This window comes from Rhizobium sp. NFR07, assembly GCF_900111905.1.
Classification (GTDB): domain Bacteria; phylum Pseudomonadota; class Alphaproteobacteria; order Rhizobiales; family Rhizobiaceae; genus Neorhizobium.
In genome coordinates this window covers 155,939-180,710 of record NZ_FOKM01000013.1, presented here as the reverse complement: position 1 = coordinate 180,710, position 24,772 = coordinate 155,939, and the positions used below count along the sequence as shown (strand labels likewise).

General features: G+C 62.0%; 20 protein-coding genes. 7 read left to right on the top strand and 13 right to left on the bottom strand.

Annotation, left to right across the window (positions count from 1 at the left end; genetic code table 11):
* From addB to trxA, 3 genes are all read left to right on the top strand, one after another.
* Positions 1-3,204 (top strand): double-strand break repair protein AddB, encoded by a 3,204-nt coding sequence (gene addB, locus BM216_RS24575; protein WP_093001857.1) that lies wholly within the window; start codon positions 1-3, stop codon positions 3,202-3,204.
* Complete coding sequence (gene addA / locus BM216_RS24570; protein WP_093001856.1) at positions 3,197-6,772, top strand: double-strand break repair helicase AddA; 3,576 nt, start codon at positions 3,197-3,199, stop codon at positions 6,770-6,772. Before addB ends, addA begins: the two co-directional genes overlap by 8 nt.
* 72 nt (positions 6,773-6,844) lie before the next feature.
* Positions 6,845-7,165: a thioredoxin gene (gene trxA, locus BM216_RS24565; RefSeq protein ID WP_093001855.1), complete on the top strand. Its 321-nt coding sequence runs from the start codon at positions 6,845-6,847 to the stop codon at positions 7,163-7,165.
* 934 nt (positions 7,166-8,099) lie between these two features.
* Here the strand turns inward: trxA and BM216_RS24560 are convergent.
* The 5 genes from BM216_RS24560 to BM216_RS24540 are packed head-to-tail and all read right to left on the bottom strand — an operon-like array spanning position 8,100 to position 13,162.
* Positions 8,100-9,452 carry a bifunctional folylpolyglutamate synthase/dihydrofolate synthase gene (locus BM216_RS24560; RefSeq protein ID WP_244530304.1) on the bottom strand — a complete coding sequence of 451 codons (1,353 nt, stop codon included), beginning with the start codon at positions 9,450-9,452 and terminating at the stop codon, positions 8,100-8,102.
* Between the two features lie 30 nt (positions 9,453-9,482).
* Positions 9,483-10,391 carry an acetyl-CoA carboxylase, carboxyltransferase subunit beta gene (accD, locus tag BM216_RS24555; RefSeq protein ID WP_093001854.1) on the bottom strand — a complete coding sequence of 303 codons (909 nt, stop codon included), beginning with the start codon at positions 10,389-10,391 and terminating at the stop codon, positions 9,483-9,485.
* Positions 10,392-10,436: 45 nt separating this feature from the next.
* A complete protein-coding gene (gene trpA / locus BM216_RS24550) occupies positions 10,437-11,276 on the bottom strand; it encodes a tryptophan synthase subunit alpha (protein WP_093001853.1) in 840 nt (279 codons plus the stop codon).
* Between the two features lie 3 nt (positions 11,277-11,279).
* Entirely contained in the window at positions 11,280-12,500 is a 1,221-nt protein-coding gene (trpB, locus tag BM216_RS24545) for a tryptophan synthase subunit beta (protein WP_093001852.1), read from the bottom strand.
* A 2-nt stretch (positions 12,501-12,502) separates the two neighbouring features.
* Positions 12,503-13,162, bottom strand: a complete 660-nt coding sequence (locus BM216_RS24540; RefSeq protein WP_093001851.1) for a phosphoribosylanthranilate isomerase — start codon at positions 13,160-13,162, stop codon at positions 12,503-12,505.
* A gap of 296 nt (positions 13,163-13,458) precedes the next feature.
* Between BM216_RS24540 and BM216_RS35205 the strand changes: the two genes are divergently transcribed.
* On the top strand, positions 13,459-14,496 hold the full coding sequence (locus tag BM216_RS35205) for a cell wall hydrolase (RefSeq protein ID WP_093001850.1): 1,038 nt from the start codon (positions 13,459-13,461) through the stop codon (positions 14,494-14,496).
* A 20-nt stretch (positions 14,497-14,516) separates the two neighbouring features.
* Here BM216_RS35205 and BM216_RS24530 read toward each other — a convergent pair whose 3' ends face one another.
* The 3 genes from BM216_RS24530 to phaZ form a co-directional block, all read right to left on the bottom strand.
* Positions 14,517-15,278, bottom strand: coding sequence for a M48 family metallopeptidase (locus BM216_RS24530; protein ID WP_093001849.1), 762 nt, complete (start codon positions 15,276-15,278; stop codon positions 14,517-14,519).
* Between the two features lie 95 nt (positions 15,279-15,373).
* The gene (locus tag BM216_RS24525; RefSeq protein ID WP_093001848.1) at positions 15,374-15,796 is read right to left on the bottom strand and encodes a DUF2852 domain-containing protein; all 423 of its coding nucleotides are present in this window, start codon (positions 15,794-15,796) and stop codon (positions 15,374-15,376) included.
* Positions 15,797-15,931: 135 nt separating this feature from the next.
* Entirely contained in the window at positions 15,932-17,230 is a 1,299-nt protein-coding gene (gene phaZ / locus BM216_RS24520; RefSeq protein WP_093001897.1) for a polyhydroxyalkanoate depolymerase, read from the bottom strand.
* Between the two features lie 190 nt (positions 17,231-17,420).
* Here phaZ and BM216_RS24515 point away from each other — a divergent pair, with 190 nt between their 5' ends.
* The gene (locus BM216_RS24515; RefSeq protein ID WP_093001847.1) at positions 17,421-18,020 is read left to right on the top strand and encodes a nitroreductase family protein; all 600 of its coding nucleotides are present in this window, start codon (positions 17,421-17,423) and stop codon (positions 18,018-18,020) included.
* Positions 18,021-18,138: 118 nt separating this feature from the next.
* Here the strand turns inward: BM216_RS24515 and gyrB are convergent, their stop codons facing one another.
* From gyrB to BM216_RS24490, 5 genes are all read right to left on the bottom strand, one after another.
* A complete protein-coding gene (gene gyrB, locus BM216_RS24510) occupies positions 18,139-20,574 on the bottom strand; it encodes a DNA topoisomerase (ATP-hydrolyzing) subunit B (protein WP_093001846.1) in 2,436 nt (811 codons plus the stop codon).
* 144 nt (positions 20,575-20,718) lie between these two features.
* Positions 20,719-21,075 (bottom strand): helix-turn-helix domain-containing protein, encoded by a 357-nt coding sequence (locus tag BM216_RS24505; RefSeq protein WP_093001845.1) that lies wholly within the window; start codon positions 21,073-21,075, stop codon positions 20,719-20,721.
* A complete protein-coding gene (locus BM216_RS24500) occupies positions 21,072-21,638 on the bottom strand; it encodes a Smr/MutS family protein (RefSeq protein WP_093001844.1) in 567 nt (188 codons plus the stop codon). The genes BM216_RS24505 and BM216_RS24500 overlap by 4 nt, the downstream gene beginning before the upstream one ends.
* On the bottom strand, positions 21,635-22,756 hold the full coding sequence (locus BM216_RS24495; protein ID WP_093001843.1) for a murein transglycosylase A: 1,122 nt from the start codon (positions 22,754-22,756) through the stop codon (positions 21,635-21,637). The genes BM216_RS24500 and BM216_RS24495 overlap by 4 nt, the downstream gene beginning before the upstream one ends.
* On the bottom strand, positions 22,753-23,454 hold the full coding sequence (locus BM216_RS24490) for a Tim44/TimA family putative adaptor protein (protein WP_093001842.1): 702 nt from the start codon (positions 23,452-23,454) through the stop codon (positions 22,753-22,755). The genes BM216_RS24495 and BM216_RS24490 overlap by 4 nt, the downstream gene beginning before the upstream one ends.
* 119 nt (positions 23,455-23,573) lie before the next feature.
* Between BM216_RS24490 and BM216_RS24485 the strand changes: the two genes are divergently transcribed.
* A complete protein-coding gene (locus BM216_RS24485; RefSeq protein ID WP_093001841.1) occupies positions 23,574-24,104 on the top strand; it encodes an FxsA family protein in 531 nt (176 codons plus the stop codon).
* 97 nt (positions 24,105-24,201) lie between these two features.
* Positions 24,202-24,678, top strand: coding sequence for a protein-export chaperone SecB (gene secB / locus BM216_RS24480; protein ID WP_093001840.1), 477 nt, complete (start codon positions 24,202-24,204; stop codon positions 24,676-24,678).
* Positions 24,679-24,772 lie beyond the last annotated feature (94 nt).

Below are 24,772 nucleotides of genomic sequence, written 5' to 3'. Positions count from 1 at the left end.
ATGCCGGCTGACCGGTCGAGCCGCCTGTTCACCATCCCGCCCGCAGCGCCTTTCCTGAAGACGCTGGCCACGGCGCTGTGTGACGGCCGGCTGAACGAGACGTTCCAGTATGACCCCAACGATCCGCTTTCGCTGGCCGATGTGACGATCTACGTCCCGACGCGGCGTTCCGCCCGTGTGCTGCGCTCCGAATTTGTCGACCTGCTCGGTGGCCGCGCCGCCATCCTGCCGGTCGTCCGGCCGCTCGGTGAAACCGACGACGACAGCGGCTTCTTCGATCTCGTGGCACCGGAAGAGATGGACCTTGCGCTACCGATCGGCGGCACGGCACGGCTGCTCGAACTCGGCCGACTGATCCTCGCCTGGCGCAACCAGTTGCCGAAGATCGTGCTCGACCTGCATTCGGAATCGCCGCTCGTCGCACCGGCGAGCCCGGCAGATGCGATCTGGCTTGCCCGGGCGCTTGCTGAGTTGATCGATGCGATCGAGACCGAGGAGCGGGACTGGAGCGACCTGAAAAACCTGCAGACCGGCGAGCATGCGCTGTGGTGGCAGCTGACCGCCGAATTCCTGTCGATCGCCAGCGCCTTCTGGCCGGCACGGCTGGAGGAGCTGAAGCGCTCTTCGCCGGCAAAACATCGCGCCGCCATTCTGCGCGGCGAAGCGCAGCGCATCGGCGAAAGAGAGCACAAAGGACCGGTGATCGTCGCCGGCTCGACCGGCTCGGTGCCGGCAGCGGCCGAGCTGATCGCCGCGATCTCGCGCCTTCCGAACGGCACCGTCGTCTTGCCCGGGCTCGACATGACCATGCCGGAAGACCAATGGGCGATGGTCGGCGAGGATCTGGCAGACGGTCGGCCGGAGCCGGCGAGCCGCAGCCATCCGCAATTCGGACTTTCCCGGCTGTTGAAGAAGATCGGCGCCACACGCCGGGATGTGGAAACGCTGGGCGAAATCGGGCCTGACCTGGCGTTTCGCGCCGAGGCGATCTCGCAGGCTCTGGTGCCGGCCAAGGCGACCGACCACTGGAGCCGCTGGCGCAACGAGGCCGATCCGCAGGCTCTCATCGATGCTTTCCAGGACGTCACCCTGATCGAGGCCGGCAACGAGCGCGAGGAAGCGGTGGCAATCGCCATCGCCTTGCGCCTGGCGCTGGAAAAGCCAGGCCGCAATGGTGGCGAGGCGGTGGCCGCGCTGATCACTCCGGACCGCGCGCTCGGCCGGCGCGTGACGGCCGAGCTTGCGCGTTTCGGAATCCTGGCTGACGATTCGGCCGGTTCGGCGCTTTCCGGCACGCCGCAGGGGACGCTCGCCCAGCTTCTGCTCGAGGCGACGCTTCGACCGGGCGATCCGGTGGCGATCGTCGGGCTGATCAAGCATCCGCTGGTGCGCCTCGGCCTGCCGGCTGCGGATCTGCGAGCGGCGGTCGATGCGCTGGAAGTGCTGGCCCTGCGCGGCGGTGTCGGCGAAATGGATATTTCCACGCTCCAACCGCTTCTGGAGACGCAGCTTGCGGCAATCCTGGACGATCCGCACATGCCGCATTGGCGTGCCTCGCTGCCGGAAGGCGCAGTCGAGCAGGCGCGCGCTATCGCCGGGAAGATCACCGCCGCGGTCGAACCCCTGGTCGGCGCCTTCCTGCGCCGCCGTCTGGACGGACGCGGCCTGACATCCCGCCTGCAGCTTTCGGACTGGGCAGCACGAACCGGCCGTGCTCTTGAGGCGCTGTGCATCGATGAGCGCGGGGATCTGGCAGCCCTCTGGTCCGGCGAGGCCGGCGAACAGCTGGCCGATCTTCTGGCGGAGGTGATCGAGACCGAGGGCCAGATGGAGGCGGACGGTCCGCAATGGATCGACATCGTCATGGCGCTGACCACCGGCGGCGCGGTGAAGCCGCGCTCGCTCGCCAACCCGCGCGTCTTCATCTTCGGCACGCTGGAAGCGCGGCTGCAGACGGTCGATACGATGATCCTCGGCGGGCTGAACGAAGGCTCGTGGCCGGGCCAGACGGTCAACAATCCGTTTCTTTCCCGCACGATGAAGACCGATATGGGGCTGGAACCGCCGGAACGGCGGATCGGGCAGCTGGCACATGATTTCCAGATGGCGTGCGGCACGCGCAATCTCATCCTCACCCGTTCGATGCGGCAGGGCTCGACGCCGACGGTCGCTTCCCGCTGGCTGCAACGCCTGCTGGCGCTGGGCGGCAAGGCCTTTGCCGAGGAGCTGAAGGCGCGCGGCGAGAATTTTCGCCATTGGGCGGCGAAGATCGATGAGGGCGACAACCAGCAACCGGCCAAGCGCCCTGCCCCGAAACCGCCGGCCGAGCTGCAGCCGACACGCTATTCCTTCAGCGAGGTCGGGCGCCTGCGCCGCGACCCCTACTCCGTCTATGCCCGACGGGTGCTCAAGCTCGATCCGCTCGATCCGTTCAATCAGGATCCCGGCGCTTCAGAGCGGGGCACGCTCTATCACGCGATCATCGACCGCTACACGAGAGAGAGTATCAAACAGGGCTTCAAGCCGGGCACGCCGGCGTCCCGTGAAACCATGCGGCAGATCACGGAAGAGCTTTTCGACGCGGAACAATTGCCGCCGCATATCGACCGGGTCTGGCGGCCGCGCTTCGTCGAGGTCTCCCGCGCCTTTCTCGACTGGGAGGCGGATCGCGCCCATGATCTCCGGTCTACGTTCACCGAAGTGCGGGGTGGCTGGGAGGTGGTCGGTGCCGGCATCCGCGTGACCGGCATTGCCGACCGGATCGATCTCAAGGGTAACGGCCGGATCGATATCGTCGACTACAAGACCGGCCTATCGCCCTCTACAAAACAGGCACGCACTCTGCTCGATCCGCAATTGTCGCTGGAAGCGGCGGCGTTGATCCATGGCGGGTTCAAGGAGATCAGCGGCAAGCCGGACGATCTTCTCTATGTGCGGCTGCGCCCCGGCGACCGGTTCAAATCAGAGCGTGTCAACAACGAGGCGGGTGGCAAGCCGGATTCCAAATCGGCGATCGATCTCGCCGAGGAAGCGCTGGAACAGCTCACCCGTTTCGTGCTGACGCTGCGCAAGGGGGAAGCGGGGTTCGCCTCAAGGCTGGTGCCTTTCGCCCAGGGCGATTTCGGCGGCGAATACGACCACCTTGCCCGCGTCGCCGAATGGTCGACGGCCGATGACGATGGGGAGGCGGAAGCCGATGAGTGACCATCTCGACCTGCCCGAGGGCGACGACCCGATCACATGGATCGACTGGACGACGGTGCAGCAATCGCGCGCGTCCGATCCGGCAAGCTCGGCCTGGGTGTCGGCCAATGCCGGCTCCGGCAAGACCCATGTGCTGACCCAGCGGGTGATCCGGCTGCTGCTGGCCGGTTGTCGCCCGTCGGCCATTCTCTGCCTTACCTATACCAAGGCTGCGGCGTCGGAAATGTCGAACCGCGTCTTCCAGCGACTGGCCGAATGGACGGTGTTGTCCGACGAGGAGCTGTCCAAGAGAATTGCCGGCATCGAGGGTGCTGAGCCGGATTCCTTCAAGCTTGCCGAGGCGCGCCGCCTGTTCGCCAAGGCGCTGGAAACGCCGGGCGGACTGAAGATCCAGACGATCCATGCCTTTTGCGAGGCGCTGCTGCACCAATTTCCGCTGGAAGCCAATGTCGCCGGACATTTTTCCGTGCTCGACGATCGCGCCGCCTCCGCCTTGCTCGCCGAAGCGCGCCGTTCGCTGCTGACCGCGACCTCGGCCGAGGACGATCCTGATCTCGCCGAGGCTTTTGCGCATGTGCTGGATCTCGGTGACGAGTTCGGTCTCGAAGCGCTGCTGTCCGACATCATCGCCAACCGCACGGCGATCCGCCGGTTCACGGCGCAGGCTGAACGCAATGGCGGCATCGGCCCGGCGCTGAAGAAGGCGCTGGGGCTCGATTCGGCCCATACCGAAGAGAGCATTGCAGCCAGCTATTGGCCGCTGCCCGGGCTCGCCGGCATCACGCTTGATCTCTATCTGTCGCTTGCCGACCAAGCCGGTGGCGCCAAGGTGACCGAGGTCGCCTATGGACTGCGGTTGGCGATGAAGGAGACCGATGTCTTCAAGCGCGCCGAGCTGCTCGACCAGATCTTCATGACCGGCACCGGCAAGCCGAAGGCGGATTCCTCGCTCGTCGCCAAGGCGATGCTGAAGCCGGCGCCGGAATTGGCGGGCGCAGTCGATGCTGCCCGAGAGCATGTTGCGACCTCTCGCGACCGGTTGCGGCTGATCCGCATGTTTGCCGCCACCAAGGCGGCGCTGACGCTGGCGGCGCGGCTGAACGACGATTACGAGGACCTGAAGAAAAAGCGCAGCCTGCTCGACTTCGAGGATCTGATCGCCCGCACCGCAGACCTTCTCACCCGCGACGGCGTCGGGGCCTGGGTGCATTACAAGCTTGACCAGGGTATCGACCACATTCTCGTCGACGAGGCGCAGGATACGAGCCCGATCCAGTGGACGGTGATCAAATCGCTGGCCGAGGATTTCTATTCCGGTGCCAGTGCTCGGGAGACGCGCCGCACGATGTTTGCAGTCGGTGACGAGAAACAGTCGATCTATTCCTTCCAGGGTGCGCGGCCGGAGCGATTTGCCGAAGAGCGGCTGGCGACGCAGCGACAGGTGGCCGGGAGCGGACAGCCATTCCACGCCATCCGCCTGCCCCTCTCCTTCCGCTCCACGGCCGACGTGCTGTCCGCGGTCGACCAGGTGTTTGCGCTGGAAGACAATGCCCGGGGCCTGTCGGCCACCGGCGATCCGGTCCAGCACCGTTCCAACCGCATGGGCCATGCCGGCGAAGTCGATCTCTGGGATGTCGTCGCGCCGGATGTCGCGGTGCAGGAAGAGGATTGGACCGCCCCCTTCGATGCGACGCCGGACAAGGCGCCTTCGGCGATCCTCGCGTCGCGCATCGCCAACCTGATCGGTGAGATGATCGGGCGGGAGACGGTGATCGAGAAAGGGCCTAATGGACCTGAGGAACGGTTCATCGAGCCGGGCGACATTCTGGTTCTGGTGCGCAAGCGCGATGCCTTCGTCAACGCGCTGACCAGAGCCTTGAAGCGCCGCGACAACATTCCCGTCGCCGGTGCCGACCGGTTGAGGCTGACCAGCCATATCGCCGTGCAGGATTTGCTGGCGCTTGGGCGTTTCCTGCTGTTGCCGCAGGACGACCTGTCGCTGGCGGCGCTTTTGAAGAGCCCGCTTTTCGATCTCTCGGAAGAGGATATGTTCGAGGTGGCGGCGCTGCGGGGCGACAATGAGAGCGCCTGGAGCCAGCTGAAACGGCTTTCTGACGACCAGCCGCTGCGGTTCCGCGACGCCGCCGACCGGCTGGAGCATCTTCTGGCCCTGTCGCGGCTGCTCAGCCCGCATGATCTCTTTGCCCGCATTCTCGGCCAGCATGGTGGGCGACGAAAGTTTCTCGGAAGGCTCGGCAGCGAGGCGGGCGATATCCTCGACGAATTCCTCACCTTCGCGCTCGATCACGAGACCTCCGGCCTGCCCGGCCTGCAGGCCTTCGTCTCGACGCTGGAGATCGAGAGCCCGGAGGTGAAGCGCGAGCAGGATGGCGGACGCAACGAGGTGCGGATCATGACCGTGCATGCCTCCAAGGGTCTGGAAGCGCCGGTCGTGTTTCTCGTCGACAGCAATTCGAAAGCCTTCATTTCCTCGCATGTGCCGAAATTCCGGCTGCTGCAGGTGGGGGCGGAGAATGTTCCGGTGTGGGTTCCGGGCAAGGCCCTGTCCAATGCGCTGACGACAGCCGACGATGCACGGCTGAAGACGGGGGCGGAAGAAGAATATCGCAGGCTGCTCTATGTCGGCATGACGCGGGCCGCCGACCGGCTGGTGATCTGCGGTTATCGTGGTGCCCGCGACAATCCCGAAAGCTGGCAGGCGATGATCGGGCGGGCGCTTTCAGCCGACGAGGCTCATTGCAGGCCGGCGACGTTCCATGGTCCGGACGGCGAGTGGAACGGGCTTTCCTGGCGACTGCCGCAGGCCGCCGGCAAGCCGGTGCCGAGGGCGGCTCACGCAGTGGCCAGCCCCAACGGGAAGGCTCCGCTGTCTGCCTCTCTGCCGCCGGCCCTCTCCCGCCCCCTGCCGCCTCAAAAGGTGCTGCCGCGGCCCTTGAGCCCCTCCGGTGCCGGGACGATGGTCGACGACGATGCCGACGACCTGATCGTCACCTCGCCGCTGTTCGGGAACAAGGCTTCCGGCAGCCTGGCGCTGCAGAAGGGCAAGCTGGTCCACCGCATGCTGCAGATGCTGACGGAGTTTGCCGAACCGGAGCGTCAGGCTGCGGCCCGCCGTTATGCCGAGCGCGCCGCACGCTTCTGGCCGCATGCGGAGCGGGAGAAGCTGGTCGCGAGCGTCATCTCGGTCTTGTCGCATGGGGATCTGGCGCCGGTGTTTTCCGCCCGCAGCCAGTCGGAAGTGTCGATCATGGGAACGCTGACGCTGGAGGGCCGGGACTATGCGATTTCCGGCCGCATCGACCGGCTGGTCGAAACGGAGGACCGCGTCATCATCCTCGACTACAAGACCAACCGCATGCCGCCGGCTGCCGCTGAGGATGTTCCGCTGCAGCATCGGGCGCAGCTTGCCATCTACCGGCAGATCCTGGCACCGCTTTATCCGGGCAAGCGGATCGACTGCGTGCTTGCCTATACCGAGACGGCAAACGTGGTTTCGCTATCCCCCGAACTGATGGCGCGTTCGCTTGCAGAGCTCCAGACAAAGTGACATGACGGGTGCTTGAAAAGCGCGAGCAACGATCTCACATTTGCAACAACACGAATCGTGAAGGAGAGCCTCATGGCTACCGTGAAAGTCGACAACAATAATTTCCAGGCCGAAGTGCTGAACTCCGCCGAGCCGGTCGTCGTGGATTTCTGGGCCGAATGGTGCGGCCCCTGCAAGATGATCGCTCCGAGCCTCGAGGAAATCGCCACGGAACTCGCCGGCAAGGTGAAGGTCGCCAAGCTCAACATCGACGAGAATCCGGAACTGGCCGCCCAGTTCGGCGTCCGCTCGATCCCGACGCTCGCCATGTTCAAGGGCGGCGAAGTGGCCGACATCAAGGTCGGTGCAGCACCGAAGACCGCGCTGTCGGCCTGGATCTCCAGCGCCGCCTGATTGATTGTTTCACGTGAATCCAAAAGCCCGGTTGAGCGATCAGCCGGGTTTTTGTTTGCCCGGTGTTTAACTTTGCCTGCGGGTCTCTGATCAGAGGACGGAGTGCGCCCTTGGCGATCTCTGGCATTTTCAAGTCGGCCGGGGCGCTGAAAGCTGCCTCGTAAAGTTAGTTTAAAGTGACACCTCTCAGCGCCCCGTTCGGCAGTTTCTATCCGTGAACTCCGGTTGCTCTGCGGTGGACGGGACGGTGGGCACGGGGGCGTGTCTCATTATCGAGTGTCATGCACGCCCTTTTACGGAACCCGACCCGGGCCATGACGACCTTGGGCCACGTCATCCACCTGCGCCATGGTTTCCGAATGTCCGAAGACATCCGCGAACGCCCCATGGCGCCGTCCCGCCACCCTTTGTACCTCACAGGCACGCCCGACGCTCCATCAGGGAGGTGATGCGGGATGTCGGTCCGACTTTCATCCCGCGCCTCCCGGTCGTCGGAGGGCAACCATTTTCTCAACGGACCCCGATGATGACGGTTCACGTCGTCCCTTCACCACCGATGCCGGCCCCGCCTCGCCGGAACGCCTTCCGGTGTATCCGCGACGGGACGAGGGGATTGTAGGCGGAGGTTTTTAGGGTGGGGATGAAATTTGTTGTAAGGGATTGATTTTGTTGAAATTGAGTGCCGGACCGTCCCCGGTGGCGGCGACCCCCTCACTTGGAATTTCTAACACTTAGCTGACGCTAAGATGTTGAAATCGCTTTCTCCCCCACCAAGGGAGAGATACAGGTGCCGCGCTCTCGGCGGCCTACCTCTCCCTTGGAGGGAGAGGTTACAAAATCAAGATTTCAGCTGAAAGCCAAGTCTCAGATTTTGTTGGTGAGGGGGCATTCGACGCCAAACGAACTTATCCGACGTGCGTGTTCCGCCGAGCAATCACGTCGGCGGGGTGCCGTTGTCGGACAGCACGTTGCCGGCGAAATAGAGGGAACCACCAATGAGGATGCGCGGCGGTGGGCCGCCGGGGACCTGGCGGGCCGCGATTTCCTTCAATGCGTCCTCTGTCGAGGCCGACGGTTCCGCCACCAGGCCGGCGTCATAGGCGGCGTTGGCTAGGACGACCGGATCGAGACCGGCCTCACTGTCGCGGATGCGGACAGTGAAGACGTGTTCGGCAAGATCCGTAAAGGCGCGGAAATAGCCCACGGGGTCCTTGGTGTTGATCATGCCGGTGATGAGATAGAGCGGCCGCGGCTGGCGTTCCTCAAAGGCAGCCATGGCCTCGGCTATCACTTCTCCGCCGGCCGGATTGTGGCCGCCGTCGAGCCAGATTTCGGCACCGGCAGGCGCAATGTCGACGAGATTGCCTTCGGTGAGCCGCTGCAGGCGTGCCGGCCATTCCACCGTCGCCATCGCACGTTCCATCATCTGGTCGGTGACGGCAAAACCGGCGGCCTTGACGGCGCGGATTGCGGCTGCGGCATTGGCATATTGATGGCGGCCGGGAAGCCGCGGCAGCGGCAGATCATGCAGGCCTTCCTCGTCCTGGTAAACGAGACGGGCAAATTCCTCATGGGCGGAAAAATCCTGGCCGTAGACGACATGCGGGCAGCCGAGCCGTTCGGCGGTCGAGACAAGCACGTCCCTAGCCGCGTCGAATTCCTGCTGGCCGATGACGACCGGACAGCCGCGCTTCATGATGCCGGCCTTTTCGGCCGCGATCAGTTCCACCTTGTCGCCGAGATAGGCCTGATGGTCGAGCGCGATCGGCATGATAACGGAGACGGCCGGTTTCGTAATGACATTGGTCGCGTCGAAACGCCCGCCCAGCCCTACCTCCAGGATCACGGCATCTGCGGGCTGTTCGGCGAAGAGGAGGAATGTGGCGGCGGTCAGGATTTCGAAGACGGTGATCATCTGGCCGCCATTGGCGCCAGCAACGCGGCGGAGCGCCTCCGCCAGAAGCGCGTCATCCACGAGCTTGCCGCGCCCGCCCTTCACACCGATGCGAAAGCGCTCATGCCACTGGACGAGATGCGGGGATGTGTGGACATGAACCGCGTGGCCGCCCGCTTCCAGAAGCGCGCGGCAGAAGGCGGTGCAGGAGCCCTTGCCGTTGGTGCCGGCCACATGGATGACCGGCGGCAGTTTGAGATGCGGATTGCCGAGTGTTTCGAGCAGGCGCGAAATGCGATCGAGCGAGAGGTCGAAGCCCTTCGGATGAAGGGTCATCAACTTCTCGATCTCCTGTTCGGCCTCGCTTGCGACGGGCTGGTTCTTCGTGTTCATCCCGTAGCTCCGATCCTGGCAGTTCGTCGATCAGGCGGTGGCGGCAACCGGTACCGGTGCTGGTGCCGGAAGCGCTTCCTGAACCGACTGCTTCGTCAGGATCTTCAGGATGCGGGCGAGCGTCGACGGCAGGTCATGGCGCTTTACCACCATGTCGACCATGCCGTGCTCCAGCAGGTATTCCGCAGTCTGGAAACCTTCCGGCAGCTTTTCGCGCAGGGTCTGCTCGATGACGCGCTTGCCGGCGAAGCCGATTTCGGCGCCCGGCTCGGCAATGTGGACATCGCCCAGCATCGCGTAGGAGGCGGTGACGCCACCGGTGGTCGGGTTGGTGAGGACGACGATGTAGGGAAGGCCGGCTTCCTTGAGCATGTCGACGGCAACCGTGGTGCGCGGCAGCTGCATCAGGGACAGGATGCCTTCCTGCATGCGGGCGCCACCGGAAGCCGGGAAGATGATCAGCGGGCACTTTTCCTTCAACGCACGTTCGCAGGCCTTCACGATCGCCTCGCCGGCAGCCATGCCGAGCGAACCACCGATGAAGTTGAACTCGTGCACGACGGCGACGAGCTTGACGCCCTGAACCTTGCCGAGACCGGCGAGGATCGTGTCCTCCTGCTCGGTCTTCAGGCGGCTATCCTTCAGACGGTCGGCATATTTCTTGGAATCGCGGAATTTCAGCGGGTCCTGGGCGACCTTCGGCTGCGGCAGCGATTCAAACTCGCCGCCGTCGAACAGATCCTTCAGACGCGCCTTGGCCGGCATCTTCATGTGGAAGCCGGAAGCGGGAATGACCCACTTGTTCTCTTCCAGGTCCTTGTGGAAGACCATTTCCCCGGTTTCGGGGCACTTGATCCAGAGATTTTCAGGAACGTCCCTGTCGGGACGGCCGAGCATGGAGTTGATGCGCGGCCGGACGTAGTTGGTGATCCAGTTCACTTTGGCTTACTCCGAGTTTAAGCGTTCAGGCCCTATCTGGGCTCTTTATTCGGCGGCAACAAGGCGCGCGGCACGCACGCCGGTGGCAAGACCCTTCACGAGCGTCGCAACGGACGCAATCGTATCCGGGCCGGCTGCGCCATCCTTGGTGAGACTTCCGGCGATCTGGGCGACGATCGCGGTGCCGACGACGACACCGTCCGCTGCCGCGCCGATTGCCTTGGCATGGTCGGCCGTCTTGACGCCGAAGCCGACGCAGACGGGAAGATCGGTATGCCCCTTGATGCGTGATACCGCGCCGGAAATCCGCGCGGGATCCGGCAAAGCGGCGCCGGTGATGCCGTTCATCGATACGTAGTAGACGAAGCCGGACGTGTTCTTCAGGACAGCCGGCAGGCGTTTGTCATCGGTGGTCGGCGTCGCCAGGCGGATGAAGTTGATGCCCTTTTCAAGCGCCGGGATGCAGAGTTCGTCATCCATTTCCGGCGGCAGGTCGACGACGATCAGGCCATCGATGCCCGAAGCGATCGCATCGTCGAGAAACTTGTCGACGCCGTAGATATAGATCGGGTTGTAATAGCCCATCATGACGATCGGCGTGTCGGCATCCGTTTCGCGGAATTTCCGTGCCATTTCCAGCGTCTTTGCCAGCGTCTGGCCGCCTTTCAGCGCGCGCTGGCCGGCCAGCTGGATCGTCGGGCCGTCGGCCATCGGATCGGAGAAAGGCATGCCGAGTTCGATTATGTCGGCTCCGGATTCCGGCAGAGCCTTCATAATGCCGAGCGAAGTGTCGAAATCCGGATCGCCGCCCATGAAATAGGTAACCAGAACCGGACGGCCCTCGGCCTTCACCTTGGCGAAACGTGCATCCATACGCGCAGTCATGTCTTACAGCCCCATTCCGAGAATCTTGCCGACGGTGAAGATATCCTTGTCGCCACGGCCGGACAGGTTCATCAGGATGATCTGGTCCTTGCCCATCTTCGGCGCACGCTTGATCACCTCGGCGATGGCATGGCTCGGCTCGAGTGCCGGAATGATGCCTTCGAGCTTCGTCAGGAGCTGGAAGGCATCGAGCGCCTCGTGGTCCATGATCGGCACGTATTCGGCACGGCCGATATCGTTCAGCCAGGAATGTTCGGGACCGATGCCCGGATAGTCGAGGCCGGCGGAAATCGAATGGCCTTCGAGGATCTGGCCGTCATTGTCCTGCAGGAGATAGGTGCGGTTGCCGTGCAGCACGCCCGGCGAACCGGCCGTGATCGAGGCGCAGTGCTCGACGCCGTCGAGGCCGCGGCCACCGGCTTCGACGCCGACAATCTGGACGCCCTCGTCATCGAGGAAGGGATGGAAGATGCCGATGGCGTTGGAGCCGCCGCCGACAGCGGCAATGACGACGTCCGGCAACTTGCCTTCGGCTTCGAGGATCTGCTCGCGGGCTTCCTTGCCGATGACGGCCTGGAAGTCACGGACCATTTCCGGATAGGGATGCGGGCCGGCGGCCGTGCCGATCAGGTAATAGGTGTCGTCGACATTGGTGACCCAGTCGCGAAGCGCTTCGTTCATCGCATCCTTGAGCGTGCCGTGACCGGCGGTGACCGGGATCACTTCGGCGCCCAGCAGCTTCATGCGGAAAACGTTCGGTGCCTGACGCTCGACATCGGTCGCGCCCATATAGACGACGCAGGGGAAACCGAAGCGTGCGGCGACCGTGGCCGAGGCCACGCCATGCTGGCCGGCGCCGGTCTCGGCAATGATGCGGGTCTTGCCCATGCGCTTGGCGAGCAGGATCTGGCCGATGCAGTTGTTGATCTTGTGCGAACCGGTGTGGTTCAGCTCTTCACGCTTGAAATAGATTTTTGCGCCGCCGAGATGCTCGGTCAGGCGCTCGGCGAAATAGAGCGGGCTCGGGCGGCCGATATAATGGGTGCCGAGATCGGCCAGTTCCTTCTGGAAGACCGGATCGTCCTTGGCCTTTTCCCACTCGCCCTGCAGATCGAGGATCAGCGGCATCAGGGTTTCCGCGACGAAACGACCGCCGAAAATGCCGAAACGGCCATCCTCATCGGGGCCGGACCGGAACGAATTGGGTTTTGGCGTCTCGTTCACTTTCAAACTCCTTCGCGTTTTGCGGCCGATTTCACGGCATCGAAGAACGCATCGATCATGCCAAGGTCCTTGACGCCCGGCTCGCTTTCGACACCGGACGAGACATCTACGCCCGTTGCCCGCGTCGAGGAAAGCGCGATAGCGACATTCTCCTTGTTCAGGCCTCCGGAAAGCATGTAATCCACGCTTCCGTCAAGCGAGGCCATCAGGCTCCAGTCGAAGGAAACCCCGTTACCGCCCGGCAGCTCTGAACCCTTAGGCGCCTTGGCATCGAAGAGGAAACGATCGGCGACGCCGATATAGGGATCGACGCGGTCGAGATCGGCCGCTTCGCGTACCGAAAACACCTTCATCACCGGAAGACCGTAAAGCGCCTTTATGTGCAGAATGCGTTCCGGGCTCTCGTGGCCATGCAATTGCAGGATATCGGGCTGCAGGAGCGAGACGATGTCGTCGAGATCCTCGTCATTCGCGTCGACGGTGACCGCGACGATCTTGACCTTTCCACGAACCGCATCGGCAAGCTCGCCGGCGAGGGCCGGATCGATATTGCGCGGGCTCTTTGCGAAGAAGATGAAGCCGATATGGGTCGCGCCGCGGGCCACCGCACGATCGATCGCGTCCGCAGTCTTCAATCCGCAAATCTTGACGTCAGGTTTCATGACGGCGCAGTGACACGAAATGCCTTGTGAGTCGAGGCTCTTTATATAAGCGGCTGAAATGGCGCCGCAAATAAGGCATGCGTGACAACGGCTGATCAGGCGAATCGCGGCGGCTTCACGGTATGTAAATAACGGATATATGAGACTTTACTCATGAAATGTTTTATCGCCCAAAATCGGAAAAGGAATGGATTTTCCGTAGGTTGCGTAATTGTGAAAGATAATTGATCATACAGACAAAGTCAGGTAGGTTATTCCCCGCCCAGACGATTTTTGAAATTTTTTGGCGGGGTGCCATGGCGACGATCACGGGGGCTGCTTTTCGTGCAGCACTTTGTCTAGCTGCAGGAGGATTGCTCTCCGCATGCACAAGCACGCAGACGACGGCTTCCGTCGATGCGAAAGCGAAATCCACGAAGCTGGCTACTGCGGATTCGGGACAGTCCAAGACGGTCTACAGCTATACGACGAAGGATCGCGAGTGCCTTAAGCGCGCGATGTATTTCGAATCCAAGCGGACCAGCGAAAAGGGTTTCATCGCGGTCGGCAGCGTGGTGATGAACCGACTGACTTCGGGCATCTATCCGTCCAGCATCTGCGGTGTTGTCACCCAGAAGAACCAGTTCGCACCGGGCGTGATGACCCGGAAGATGGACGAGGATACGGCGCCTGACCTCAACAAGGCCGCCGACGCAGTCCTCAAGGGTGCCCGTCACCCCGATGTGAAGAGCGCGATGTTCTTCCACACCAAGGGACTGAGCTTCCCCTACAAGAACATGCATTACGTGGCATCGGCCGGCGGCAACGTGTTCTACGAGAAGCGCGGCCGTGATGGCGAGTTGCAGACGGCGGAACCGCAGTCGTCGGATTCCTACGTCCTCGCTTTTGCGACACCCGGCAGCGCGCAGAGCGCCATCGCCTCCGTCGCACCTTCGACGGCTCCCGCAAGCAATCAGACGCAGACCGTGGCGACAGCCGGAGCGGCATCCGCACTGGTCCCGACGCCGGCTTCCGTTGCCGCCGCCAAGGGTGCGCGCGACGCTTCCCCGCAGCTGGCGGATGCTTCCAAGCCATCCGTCGCGCCGATCATCGCCGCCGCGATCACTCGCGCCAGCATGGAGCAGGCCTTCGATACCGCCTATTCGGTGCCGCAGAATTCGTCGGTCAGCCAAGCGCATGTCATTCCTGCCAGCCTTACCAGCGACGAGAACATCCCGGTTCCGACCATGCGTCCGCAGGTGCAGAAGCGGCCGGGCGCCGGCATGGCGATGGCCGACCCGCCGACCGGCCTTTCCCAGCAGGACTGGACGATGCGCACAAGCGACTGGCAGTAAAGCCGGTCGAACGCGCCTGATCAGCTGAAATCGAGTGCGTGAAGCTGCGAGCCATGCAGCTTCAGCCAGCGGCGAGCCTCTTCCATCCGCGGGCAGAGCTGCTTGCAGAGAGCCCAGAATTTCGGGCCGTGGTTCATTTCCTTCAGATGCGCCACTTCATGCGCCGCAAGGTAATCGATCACAAGCGGCGGCGCCATGACGATGCGCCAGGAGAAACTCAGGTTTCCATCCCAGGAGCATGAACCCCATCTGCTTCGGGTGTCCTTCATGGATACCGAGGTGATGGGCTTGCGGACCGACGCGGCGTGGCGGCGGGCAAGCGTTTCCAGGTCGCGACGGGCTTCCTTCTTGAGGAAGGTGGAGATCCGGCGGCCGATGTGCCCCTCAAGGCCGCTCACCTTCAGGACAGGCCGGCCGTCGACGACAATAGCTTCCGTGATGCCGCGAAGCGATCCGGTATGCTCTATATGGTGAATGACACCGCGGATGGAGATCTCACCGCCGGGCCTGATGGGGTTTTCCGTCGAGAACTTCGAAAGCTTGGCACTGAGCCAGCCTTCATGCCGCGCGAGGAAATCGTCTATCTCGTATTTTTTCAGCCCGATGGGGACCGTCAGGTTAAGCGCACGACCGCCCGGCTCGATCCTGAGCGTGATGCGCGTCGCCCGGCTGTTCTCCTTGATGGTCAGCGGCATGGCGCGATCACCGACATTGAGGGTGCGCTTCACCGTTTCGAGCGGTCTCGACGTGCGACGGACAGGCTTTTTGAGAAGCGCGAACATATATATTCCTTAGCCGATTCATCGTGAATCCCCGCATCAAAAAAGCCGGCGCCTGTTGAGCGCCGGCCCTATCAAGGCAATTCCGTGCAGCGATGCTACAGGTCGACGACCGACTGATCGCCATTCGGCCGGCTCTTGCGCTCACGCATGAAACGATCGAACTCTTCCTGGTCCTTGGCACGGCGCAGTTCGCGCGCATAGCTGTCGAACTCTTCGCGCATCTCGTCGAGCCTGCGGCGCTCTTCTTCGAGGCGGTCGAGCTCCGCTTTCCGCCAGTCGTCAAAAGCGACGTTGCCGGTCGAGAAATGCGTGTTGTAGCGGCGGCTGGCCCGGCGGCAGCCGGAAAACCACTTATCGGCGCGATCATTGGCGTCGCGCTTGAAGCCGCGCAGCCGATCCCCGAATATGATATAGGCGAGCATGGCAAGGCCAAGCGGCCAGAACACTATGAAACCGAGCACCATGAGAGCAATGGTGGCCGGCGTCCACTCCGGACGGATCAATGCAGACTGGTTCATGGGTCACACCCTTGAGGTTGCAGCGGGTGGCCGCATGCCAGCCCGACGGAATCGATTTGGTGAGCCGCATATCGCCCTTCAAGAAGAGCGAAGATTAAATTGTAGAAGCCTCTGAAATAACGCCGGAAAATCGATCTACCTGGGCTTCTTGACGCCCTTGGAGGCAGCTCTCTTCGATGCTGCCGCAGGTTTAGCTGCCGCGACAGCTTTGGCGTGAAGTCGGGTAAACTCGACGATCCGTGGCACGATCTCTCGTCTGAAGCGCGAGCCGTTGAAGACGCCGTAATGGCCGACGTCCGGCTGCATGTAGTGAAGTCGCATCTCGTCGGGGATATTGGGGCAGATCGTATGGGCTGCCTGGGTCTGCCCGACGCCGGAAATGTCGTCGTTTTCCCCTTCCACCGTCATCAACGCGACATGGCGGATCGCCTTAGTATCGACCAGAACTTCGCGGTGCTTCATCTCGCCCTTCGGCAGGGAATGCCGGATGAAGACGGTGTCGACGGTCTGGAGATAGAACTCCTCGGTCAGATCCATCACGGCCAGATATTCGTCGTAGAAGTCTCGGTGCTTCTCGGCCGATTCCCCATCGTTCTTGACGAGATGCTCGAAGAATTCCCGATGCGCCATGACGTGGCGGTCTAGGTTCATCGACATGAAGCCCGAGAGCTGCAGGAAGCCTGGATAGACAGGGCGCATGAAACCCGGCTGCGGGAACGGCACCGTCATGACGACATTGTCGCGGAACCATTCGAGCGGATGTTCCTTGGCAAGATTGTTGACGGCCGTCGGATGGATGCGCGTGTCGATCGGGCCGCCCATCAGGATCATCGAGGCCGGAAGCATCGGGTCCTGCCTCGCCTCCATGACAGCGACGGCGGCCAGAACCGGCACCGACGGCTGGCAGACGCCGACGACGTGAGCGCCCGCTCCAAGCTCGTGCAGCATCTCGATCACGTAGTCGATATAGTCATCCAGATCGAAATTGCCTTCGGTGACCGGGACCATGCGCGCATCGACCCAATCTGTGATGTAGACCTCGGCATGGGGCAGAAGCGATTCCACCGTGCCGCGAAGCAGTGTCGCGTAGTGACCGGACATCGGTGCGACGAGCAGTATCTTCTGGTCGGCCGCCCGCGACTGAGGAAGATCGCGTTTGAAATGCAGAAGATTGCAGAAGGGCTTCGACCAGACCACCTCTTCGGTGACGGCAACCTTCTCTCCTTCAACCGTGGTTTCTGCGATGCCGAATTCGGGCTTGGCATAACGGCGCGTCGCCCGCTCGAAGACTTCGAGGCTGGCTGTGAGCGTCCGACCCAGCACCGTCTGCGACAGCGGGTTCATCGGATTGGTGGAAACGAAGCGAAGCGCTTCCGCGCCGGCGCGAAACGGCGCAAGAGCGGCGTGGTTCAACTCATACAGTTGGTAAAACATGAATGCGCTGCTTTTCATCGCGGTGCCTCCTCCCCTTTTCGAACCTCAATGCGCCCGGCGATCAAGCGTTCCTCTCCCGTCATCATCTATGACCGATGTGCCGTGGCTTGTCACGCAAGCTTAAGACCGCCGGGCGATTGCAATCGACTCAGCTTCCCTTATTTCCATGACTAGAAACAAGGAGTCACTCATGACCAGCAGCAATACCCGCACGTCTGAATTTCCGATCGATGCCTTCTTTCTCGATCGCTGGTCACCGCGGGCGTTTACCGAAGAGACGATGGATCGGGAGACGATGCTGACGATCCTGGATGCAGCGCATTGGGCACCCTCCTCCGGCAACAACCAGCCATGGCGTTTCGTCTATGGCCTGCGCGGCACGCCCGCCTTCTCGGCCATCCTCGATCTTCTCGTGCCCGGGAACCAGAAATGGGCGCAGAACGCCGCGGCTCTAATGATCATCGTCTCAAAGACCTATCGCGTCTCCAGCAATGGCGAACGCAGGGAGGCCTATACGCATTCCTATGACACGGGCGCTGCCTGGTTCTCGGTGATCTGCCAGGCGATGAAGCTCGGCTACCACGCCCATGGTATGGAAGGTTTCGACAAGGAAAAGGCCATCGGCGTGCTGAACCTGCCGGACGGTTTTCGCGTCGAGGCAGCGGCCGCAATCGGTCGCATGGCCGACAAGAGCACCCTGCCCGAAGAACTTCAGGAGCGGGAAGTGCCAAGCAAGCGCAAGCCGGTCTCGGATTTCGCATTCGAGGGCAAGTTCACCGGCGAACCGTGAGCGGAAAAAAGCTTAAGAAAATGTTTCACGTGAATCCAAAGCCTGTGCAGAACACCTCAGGCTGAATAACAAAACGGGGCCCGATAGGCCCCGTCTGTTTTTCGTGATCTGCTTCGACCTAGATGTCGAGGTTTGCGACGCTGAGCGCATTGTCCTGGATGAACTCGCGGCGCGGCTCGACCTCGTCGCCCATGAGGCGCGAGAAGAGACCGTCTGCATCGGTCGCATCGTTGACCTTGACCTGCAGAAGCGAACGGACGTTCGGATCGAGCGTCGTTTCCCAGAGCTGTTCGGCGTTCATTTCGCCGAGACCCTTGTATCGCTGCATCGAGAGACCCTTGCGGCCGGAGGCGAAAATCGCATCCAGAAGCGCGCGCGGTCCCGGGATTTCCAGCTGGCCTTCCTTGCGGGCAAGCGTCGGCGGCGTGCCGTAGATGTCGTGCAGGCGCGTCGCCATCTGGTCGATGTGACGGGCGTCGGCGGAGCCGATCAGCGCGTTGTCGATGAAGGCGACTTCGCGGACGCCGCGCACCATGCGCTCGAAGCGCAGGCCACCTTCGTCCGTGACATGGCCGGTCCAGCCGCGTTCGGTTTCCTCGGCGATGACGTCGAGGCGGCTCGCCACTTCGTTGGCCGTCTGCTGCGCACGCTCGCGATTGTCGGTCAGATCGGGATGGAGCGCGCCGGCAATCGCCGCCTGTTCGACGATGGACCGATCGTAACGGGAATGCAGGCCGTCGATCAGCGAACGGATGCGCTGGGCATCGGCAATCACTTCGCGCATATCCTGACCGGCACGAACCTCACCGGAGCCGAGCGTCAGCGTCGCTTCCTCAAGACCCATGGTGATGAGGTATTCTTCGAGCGCTGCTTCATTCTTCAGGTACTGAACCGACTTGCCGCGGGCCACCTTATAAAGCGGCGGCTGGGCGATATAGATGTGGCCGCGCTCGATCAGTTCCGGCATCTGGCGGAAGAAGAAGGTGAGCAGCAGCGTACGGATATGGGCGCCGTCGACGTCAGCGTCCGTCATGATGATGATCTTGTGGTAGCGCAGCTTGTCGGCGTTGAATTCGTCCTTGCCGATCGACGTGCCGAGCGCGGTGATCAGCGTGCCGATTTCCTGGCTGGACAGCATCTTGTCGAAACGCGCGCGCTCGACATTTAGGATCTTGCCGCGCAGCGGAAGGATCGCCTGGTTCTCGCGCGAACGGCCCTGTTTGGCGGAACCACCTGCAGAGTCACCCTCGACGAGGAAGACTTCCGACTTGGACGGATCACGCTCCGAGCAGTCGGCGAGCTTGCCCGGCAGAGAAGCAATGTCGAGCACACCCTTGCGGCGGGTCAGTTCACGCGCCTTGCGGGCAGCTTCGCGGGCCACGGCGGCTTCCACCACCTTGCCAACGAGAACCTTGGCTTCCGCCGGGTGCTCCTCGAGCCAGTCACTAAGCGCCTCGTTGACGAGGTTTTCCACGACCGGACGCACTTCCGATGAAACGAGCTTGTCCTTGGTCTGCGACGAGAATTTCGGATCCGGAACCTTGACCGACAGAACGGCGGTCAGGCCTTCGCGGCAGTCATCGCCCGTCAGCGAGACCTTTTCCTTTTTCATGATGCCTGATTTGTCCGCATAGGACGTGATCTGGCGGGTCAGGGCGCCGCGGAAGCCGGCCATGTGCGTGCCGCCGTCGCGCTGCGGGATGTTGTTGGTGAAGCAGAGCACGTTCTCGTGGTAGCTGTCGTTCCACCACATCGCGACTTCGACCGTCATGCCGTCCTTTTCGCCTTTGATGGCGACCGGGCGTTCGACCAGCGGCTTCTTGGAGCGATCGAGATAAGCGACGAAGGCTTCAAGGCCGCCGTCATAAATCATCTCTTCCTCGCGGATATCCGGTTTGCGTCGATCCGTGAGCCGGATTCTGACGCCGGAATTCAAAAAGGCGAGTTCGCGCAGGCGGTGTTCGAGCGTGTTGTAGTCGAACTCCGTCATGGTGAAGGTTTCGGGGCTGGCGAGGAAGGTGACTTCCGTACCCGAACGGCCTTCGTAATCGCCGATCACCTGAAGCGGGGCATCGGCGACGCCATGAGTGAAGGCAATCTCATGGACCTTGCCGTTGCGCCGGATCTTCAGCTTCAGCCAGACGGACAGCGCGTTGACGACCGAGACGCCGACGCCGTGCAGACCGCCGGAGACCTTGTAGGAGTTCTGGTCGAACTTACCGCCGGCATGGAGTTGGGTCATGATGACCTCGGCAGCGGACACGCCTTCTTCCTTATGGATGTCGGTCGGAATGCCGCGGCCGTTATCCGTGACACTGACAGACCCATCCGCGTTCAGGGTGACCGTGACGATATCGGCATGGCCGGCAAGCGCTTCGTCGATGGCGTTGTCGACGACTTCGTAGACCATGTGGTGAAGACCGGACCCGTCATCGGTATCGCCGATATACATGCCTGGGCGCTTGCGAACCGCATCGAGGCCCTTGAGCACCTTGATGGAATCGGCACCATATTCTGCACTCGCACCATTATCGCTGGCGGGTAGATCGGTCATTCAGTTTCTTCCAGTTGGTTCTTGGTCAGTGACGCGCGAATCACCGCTCGGTTTAGTGGGAATATAGGAAATCCCAAACGGCTTCTAAAGGTTGTGGCAGGCCAATGTGGCCGGAAAGCCGTGGATGTTCCCGAGAAAAAGTGGCTATGGGTTGCGCTTCAGGAGTTTGGTCATCTCTTCTACCACGTCCGGCGGCAAAGTGCTAATCCGTTTGGCCAGTTCATTGGCCAGCATCGTATATTCCGCAGGCAATCCGGCGGTGTCTACGACGACCCGCGGATCCGACACATTGGCCAGTCGGAACAGTTCCTCGGCCTCGTCCCAGATGATGTTGAAATAGCCGGCGATGCGCTGCAGCAGTTCGAAGGTCGGGCGGCCGCGCCGGCCATGCTCAAGGGCCGAGAGATAGGCGGGCGTCACGCCGATCGCCTGGGCCAGGGCACGCTGGGTTACGCCCTTGCGCTGGCGCAGTGTCCGCATCGCCATGCCGAACGGCGTCATGGCGCAGCTCTGTCGATCCGCGCAAGGCGGACATAAAGAGCGCCGTCACCGCCGTGATGGCGCGCGGCCCATTCGTAGGACGAAATCAGGAAGCGGAATTCCGGCTTGGAAAACCAGAGCGGCACTGCCCGGCGCAGCGCACCTTCGCTGCCCATCGAACTGCCCTTGCCGGTGATGACCAGGACGTGGCGAAGGCCCCGCTCGTGGGCGCGGTAGATAAAATCGAGAAGAAGATCATGCGCCTCGGCCTGAAACAGGCCGTGGAGATCAAGCCGCGCCTCGATGGAAAGCTTGCCCTTGGCGAGCTTCTGCTTCGTCGGCTTTTCCAGCGGATGATGAAAACCGCTCGGTTTGCGGGCGGTCGGGATCTGTCTTGCGGGCTTTTCGCTCGCCTCGTGCGGAGCCAAGGGAGCCTGCTGCCGCTCGGCCTCGGCCACACGTTCGGCCTCCTCCGCCTCGAAAGCCAGAAGATCGTGCTGACGCTCCTTGAAGGCGCGGGTCGACTTGGCAACCTTGCCCCAGAGTATCCGTTCCTCGGTATCGAGCTTGCGTCCGCCCTTCATGCGCCATACCTGCCTGCCGCCGCTTTTGGGATCAGGATATAGAAGTCGGCGTCATTGTTCACCGTTCCCGCAAGCTCGCCGGCTTCATGTCCGGAGCCGGTGAAAATATCACCGCGGGCGGGACCGACAATGGCCGATCCGGTATCGAGCGCCAGCATGAGACGCGCGAACGAGCGGCCGTCGTCGAGATGGGTCAATGTCGGCGCATGAATGAAGAAGGGGTAGCCGAATGTGTGGATCATTCGATCCACCGCGAGAGACCGGCCGGCGACCAACGGGACCTTTGCCGCCGCGACCGGCCCCAGGTGATCGTCGGAGACATCCGCATCACGAAAGAAGATGTAGGAGCGATTGTGCCAGAGGATCTCATCAACCTTAGCCGAATTCCTCGCCAGCCATTCCCGAATGCTCTGCATCGAGATCCGCTCCCGCGCGATCTCGCCACGATCGATCAACAGCTTGCCGATCGGAGAAAACGGATGGCCGGCCTTCGCGGCATAAGTGATCCTGCGGATCGTGCCGTCTGCAAATCTCAGCCGGGCGGCGCCCTGAATATGGGCGAAGAAGACGTCCACCTTCGATCGCGCCCATGCAATCTCAAGGCCCCTGCCTTTCAGATAACCCTGGTCGATCGCCTTACGGTCTGGATATTCGGCGATGCCATCAGGCGTCTTAAGTCCGAACATGTAGCCGGATTCGAGATTGCCTGGCCTGTTGCCGTCATCCAGATCAACGAGATCGTCGGGCCGATAATAGAAGGGATAGGCCCAGATCTCATCCGGCTGGGAGGACACGTCCACCTCCGGCTCGTAGAAGGCCGTCACCAGGCCGGACCGGTCGTCTTCCCGCCGAATGCGAAATGGCGTGCAATTCTGTTCGAAGAAGGCCCGCGCATCACCCGGGCTGGTCAGCGGCCAATCGGCGGCCGTTTTCAGCAGCGGCAAGAGATCGCCGGCAGACAGGCCCAGGGCACCGGTGCGGTATGGCTTGGTCTCTTCGATATACGCAAGACACCTCGCCATCGCTTCGAAAAGCGGGCGAGGATCGTCCAGGTCCCAATCGGGGAGTTCGCCGAAGGATACGGGAGACAGGCGGTATCCCGACGATGCCTCGCTCATTGTTCGGATTCGGTGGCGATCAGCTTCCAGTTCGGATCACGGGAGCGGATGTCGCGGGCAAAGGTCCAGATATCGGTGACGTCGGCCACAGCCTCCTGATCGCCATCGATGAGCTTGCCGTCCTTATCGAAGGTCGCGGAAATCAACTGGCTGACAATGCGGATCGTCACCTGAGCTTCGGACTGCTTGAGCGAAGCATTGGTAATAGCGGATTTGTCGATGCCGACAAAAGTCGATTTCACCACTTCACCCTTGGCCTCGCGCTCGCGGATCGCCGCATCGAAACCATCGAAGACTTCCTTTGAAAGAAGACCCTTCAATGTCTTTCGATCGCCATCGGCAAAGGCCATCACGATCATTTCATAGGCCATCTTGGCCCCTTCGAGAAACTCGCGGGGACGGAAAGACGGATCGGCCTTGATGATCGCCTTCAGCGCTTCGTTCAAATCACTGCCGGGCTGGGCGAGCGCGTCGGCGTCGGCAACCCGCTGATCGTCGTCAGCCGCTTCCTTGCGGGGCAAGGTCACGACCTTGCCGTCGTCCGCAGCTCCCGGATTCTTCAGCACATCGCGGGGGCTGTAAGGATCGACCGGCGGCTTCTCGTTTCCTGTCCGCCGACCCAAGACACTGCGCAATTGCAGAAAGATCAGCACAGCGGCCACAAGGAAAAAGAGTGTTATGAAGTCGTTTGAGCCCATCTTAACCCGCGATGCCGTTTAAAAGTTGAATGTACATCCTCATATAGTCTGCATCATTCCATCTTCAAATAGCGAAGGTGTGAGACTAGGAAACCCTATCGTCAATCGTAAACCGGATCATGCGCCCACTTTACGCTCTCGTTCTTCTCCTCGCCTGGCCACTGGCCGAAATCGCAGGCTTCGTCGTCGTCGGACGGGCGATCGGATTGTGGTCGACGCTGGCCCTGGTCGTCCTCTCGGGACTGCTCGGCGCGTTCCTCCTGAGGCAGCAAGGTCTGCATCTCCTGAAAAAGCTGTCGCAGGAAAGTCAGCAGGGTCACATCCCCGCGAGTTCCGTCGTCGATGGCGCGATGATCGTCGTCGCCGGTATTCTGCTTCTGCTGCCGGGCTTTCTGACCGACATCGTCGGCATAGCGCTGTTCATTCCGTTCGTCCGGCAGTTTCTCTGGTCGCTGGTCGGGCGGCGCGTGGTGGTGGTCAATAGCGGCAGAACGGGTTTCAGACGCCCCTCGCCGTCTTCTTCAGGGCCATCGCCCGAGCGCCCCGGTCCAAGCGGCAAAGTGGTCGACCTCGACGAAGGTGACTTTCGTCGCGACAGCGGTCCGAACCCATCCTCGCCCTGGGCCAAGGACAATGACCGGGAGACATAGGGATCGGGAAGCATAGACTCCGGTTGTGCGGTCACGGGTTGTAAGCGTATTGGCGAGATGTTAGACGGCCTCAACGCATCAGTCCTGAGGATATGTCATGGCAGACGAAACCACGCAGTCGGCGAGCCCTTCGATCAACATTCTCGCCCAGTACACGAAAGACCTTTCTTTCGAGAACCCGGGCGCGCCGCGTTCGCTTCAGGCTCGTGACAAGGCGCCGAGCATCAACATCAATGTGAACGTGAACGCCAACCCGCTGTCGGAAAACGACTTCGACGTCGTGCTGACGCTGAATGCCGAAGCCAAGGATGACGACAAGGTCGTGTTCGCAGCTGAGCTGGTTTATGGCGGCGTCTTCCGCATCACCGGTTTCCCGCAGGAACACATGCTGCCGGTTCTCTTCATCGAGTGCCCGCGCCTGCTCTTCCCGTTCGCCCGCCAGATCATTGCCGATGTGACGCGCAACGGCGGTTTCCCGCCGCTGATGATCGACCCCATCGATTTCGCGCAGATGTTCACGCAGCGCATGGCCGAAGAACAGGCCCGCGCCAAGGTTCAGCCGCTCAACAGCTGATAGGAACAAAAAAGCCCGGGTCTCCCGGGCTTCTTTTTTGTCCTTAGGGCGTTTCCGTTTTTCCTCGAAACGCGAAATCGCTTCAATCCTTTGA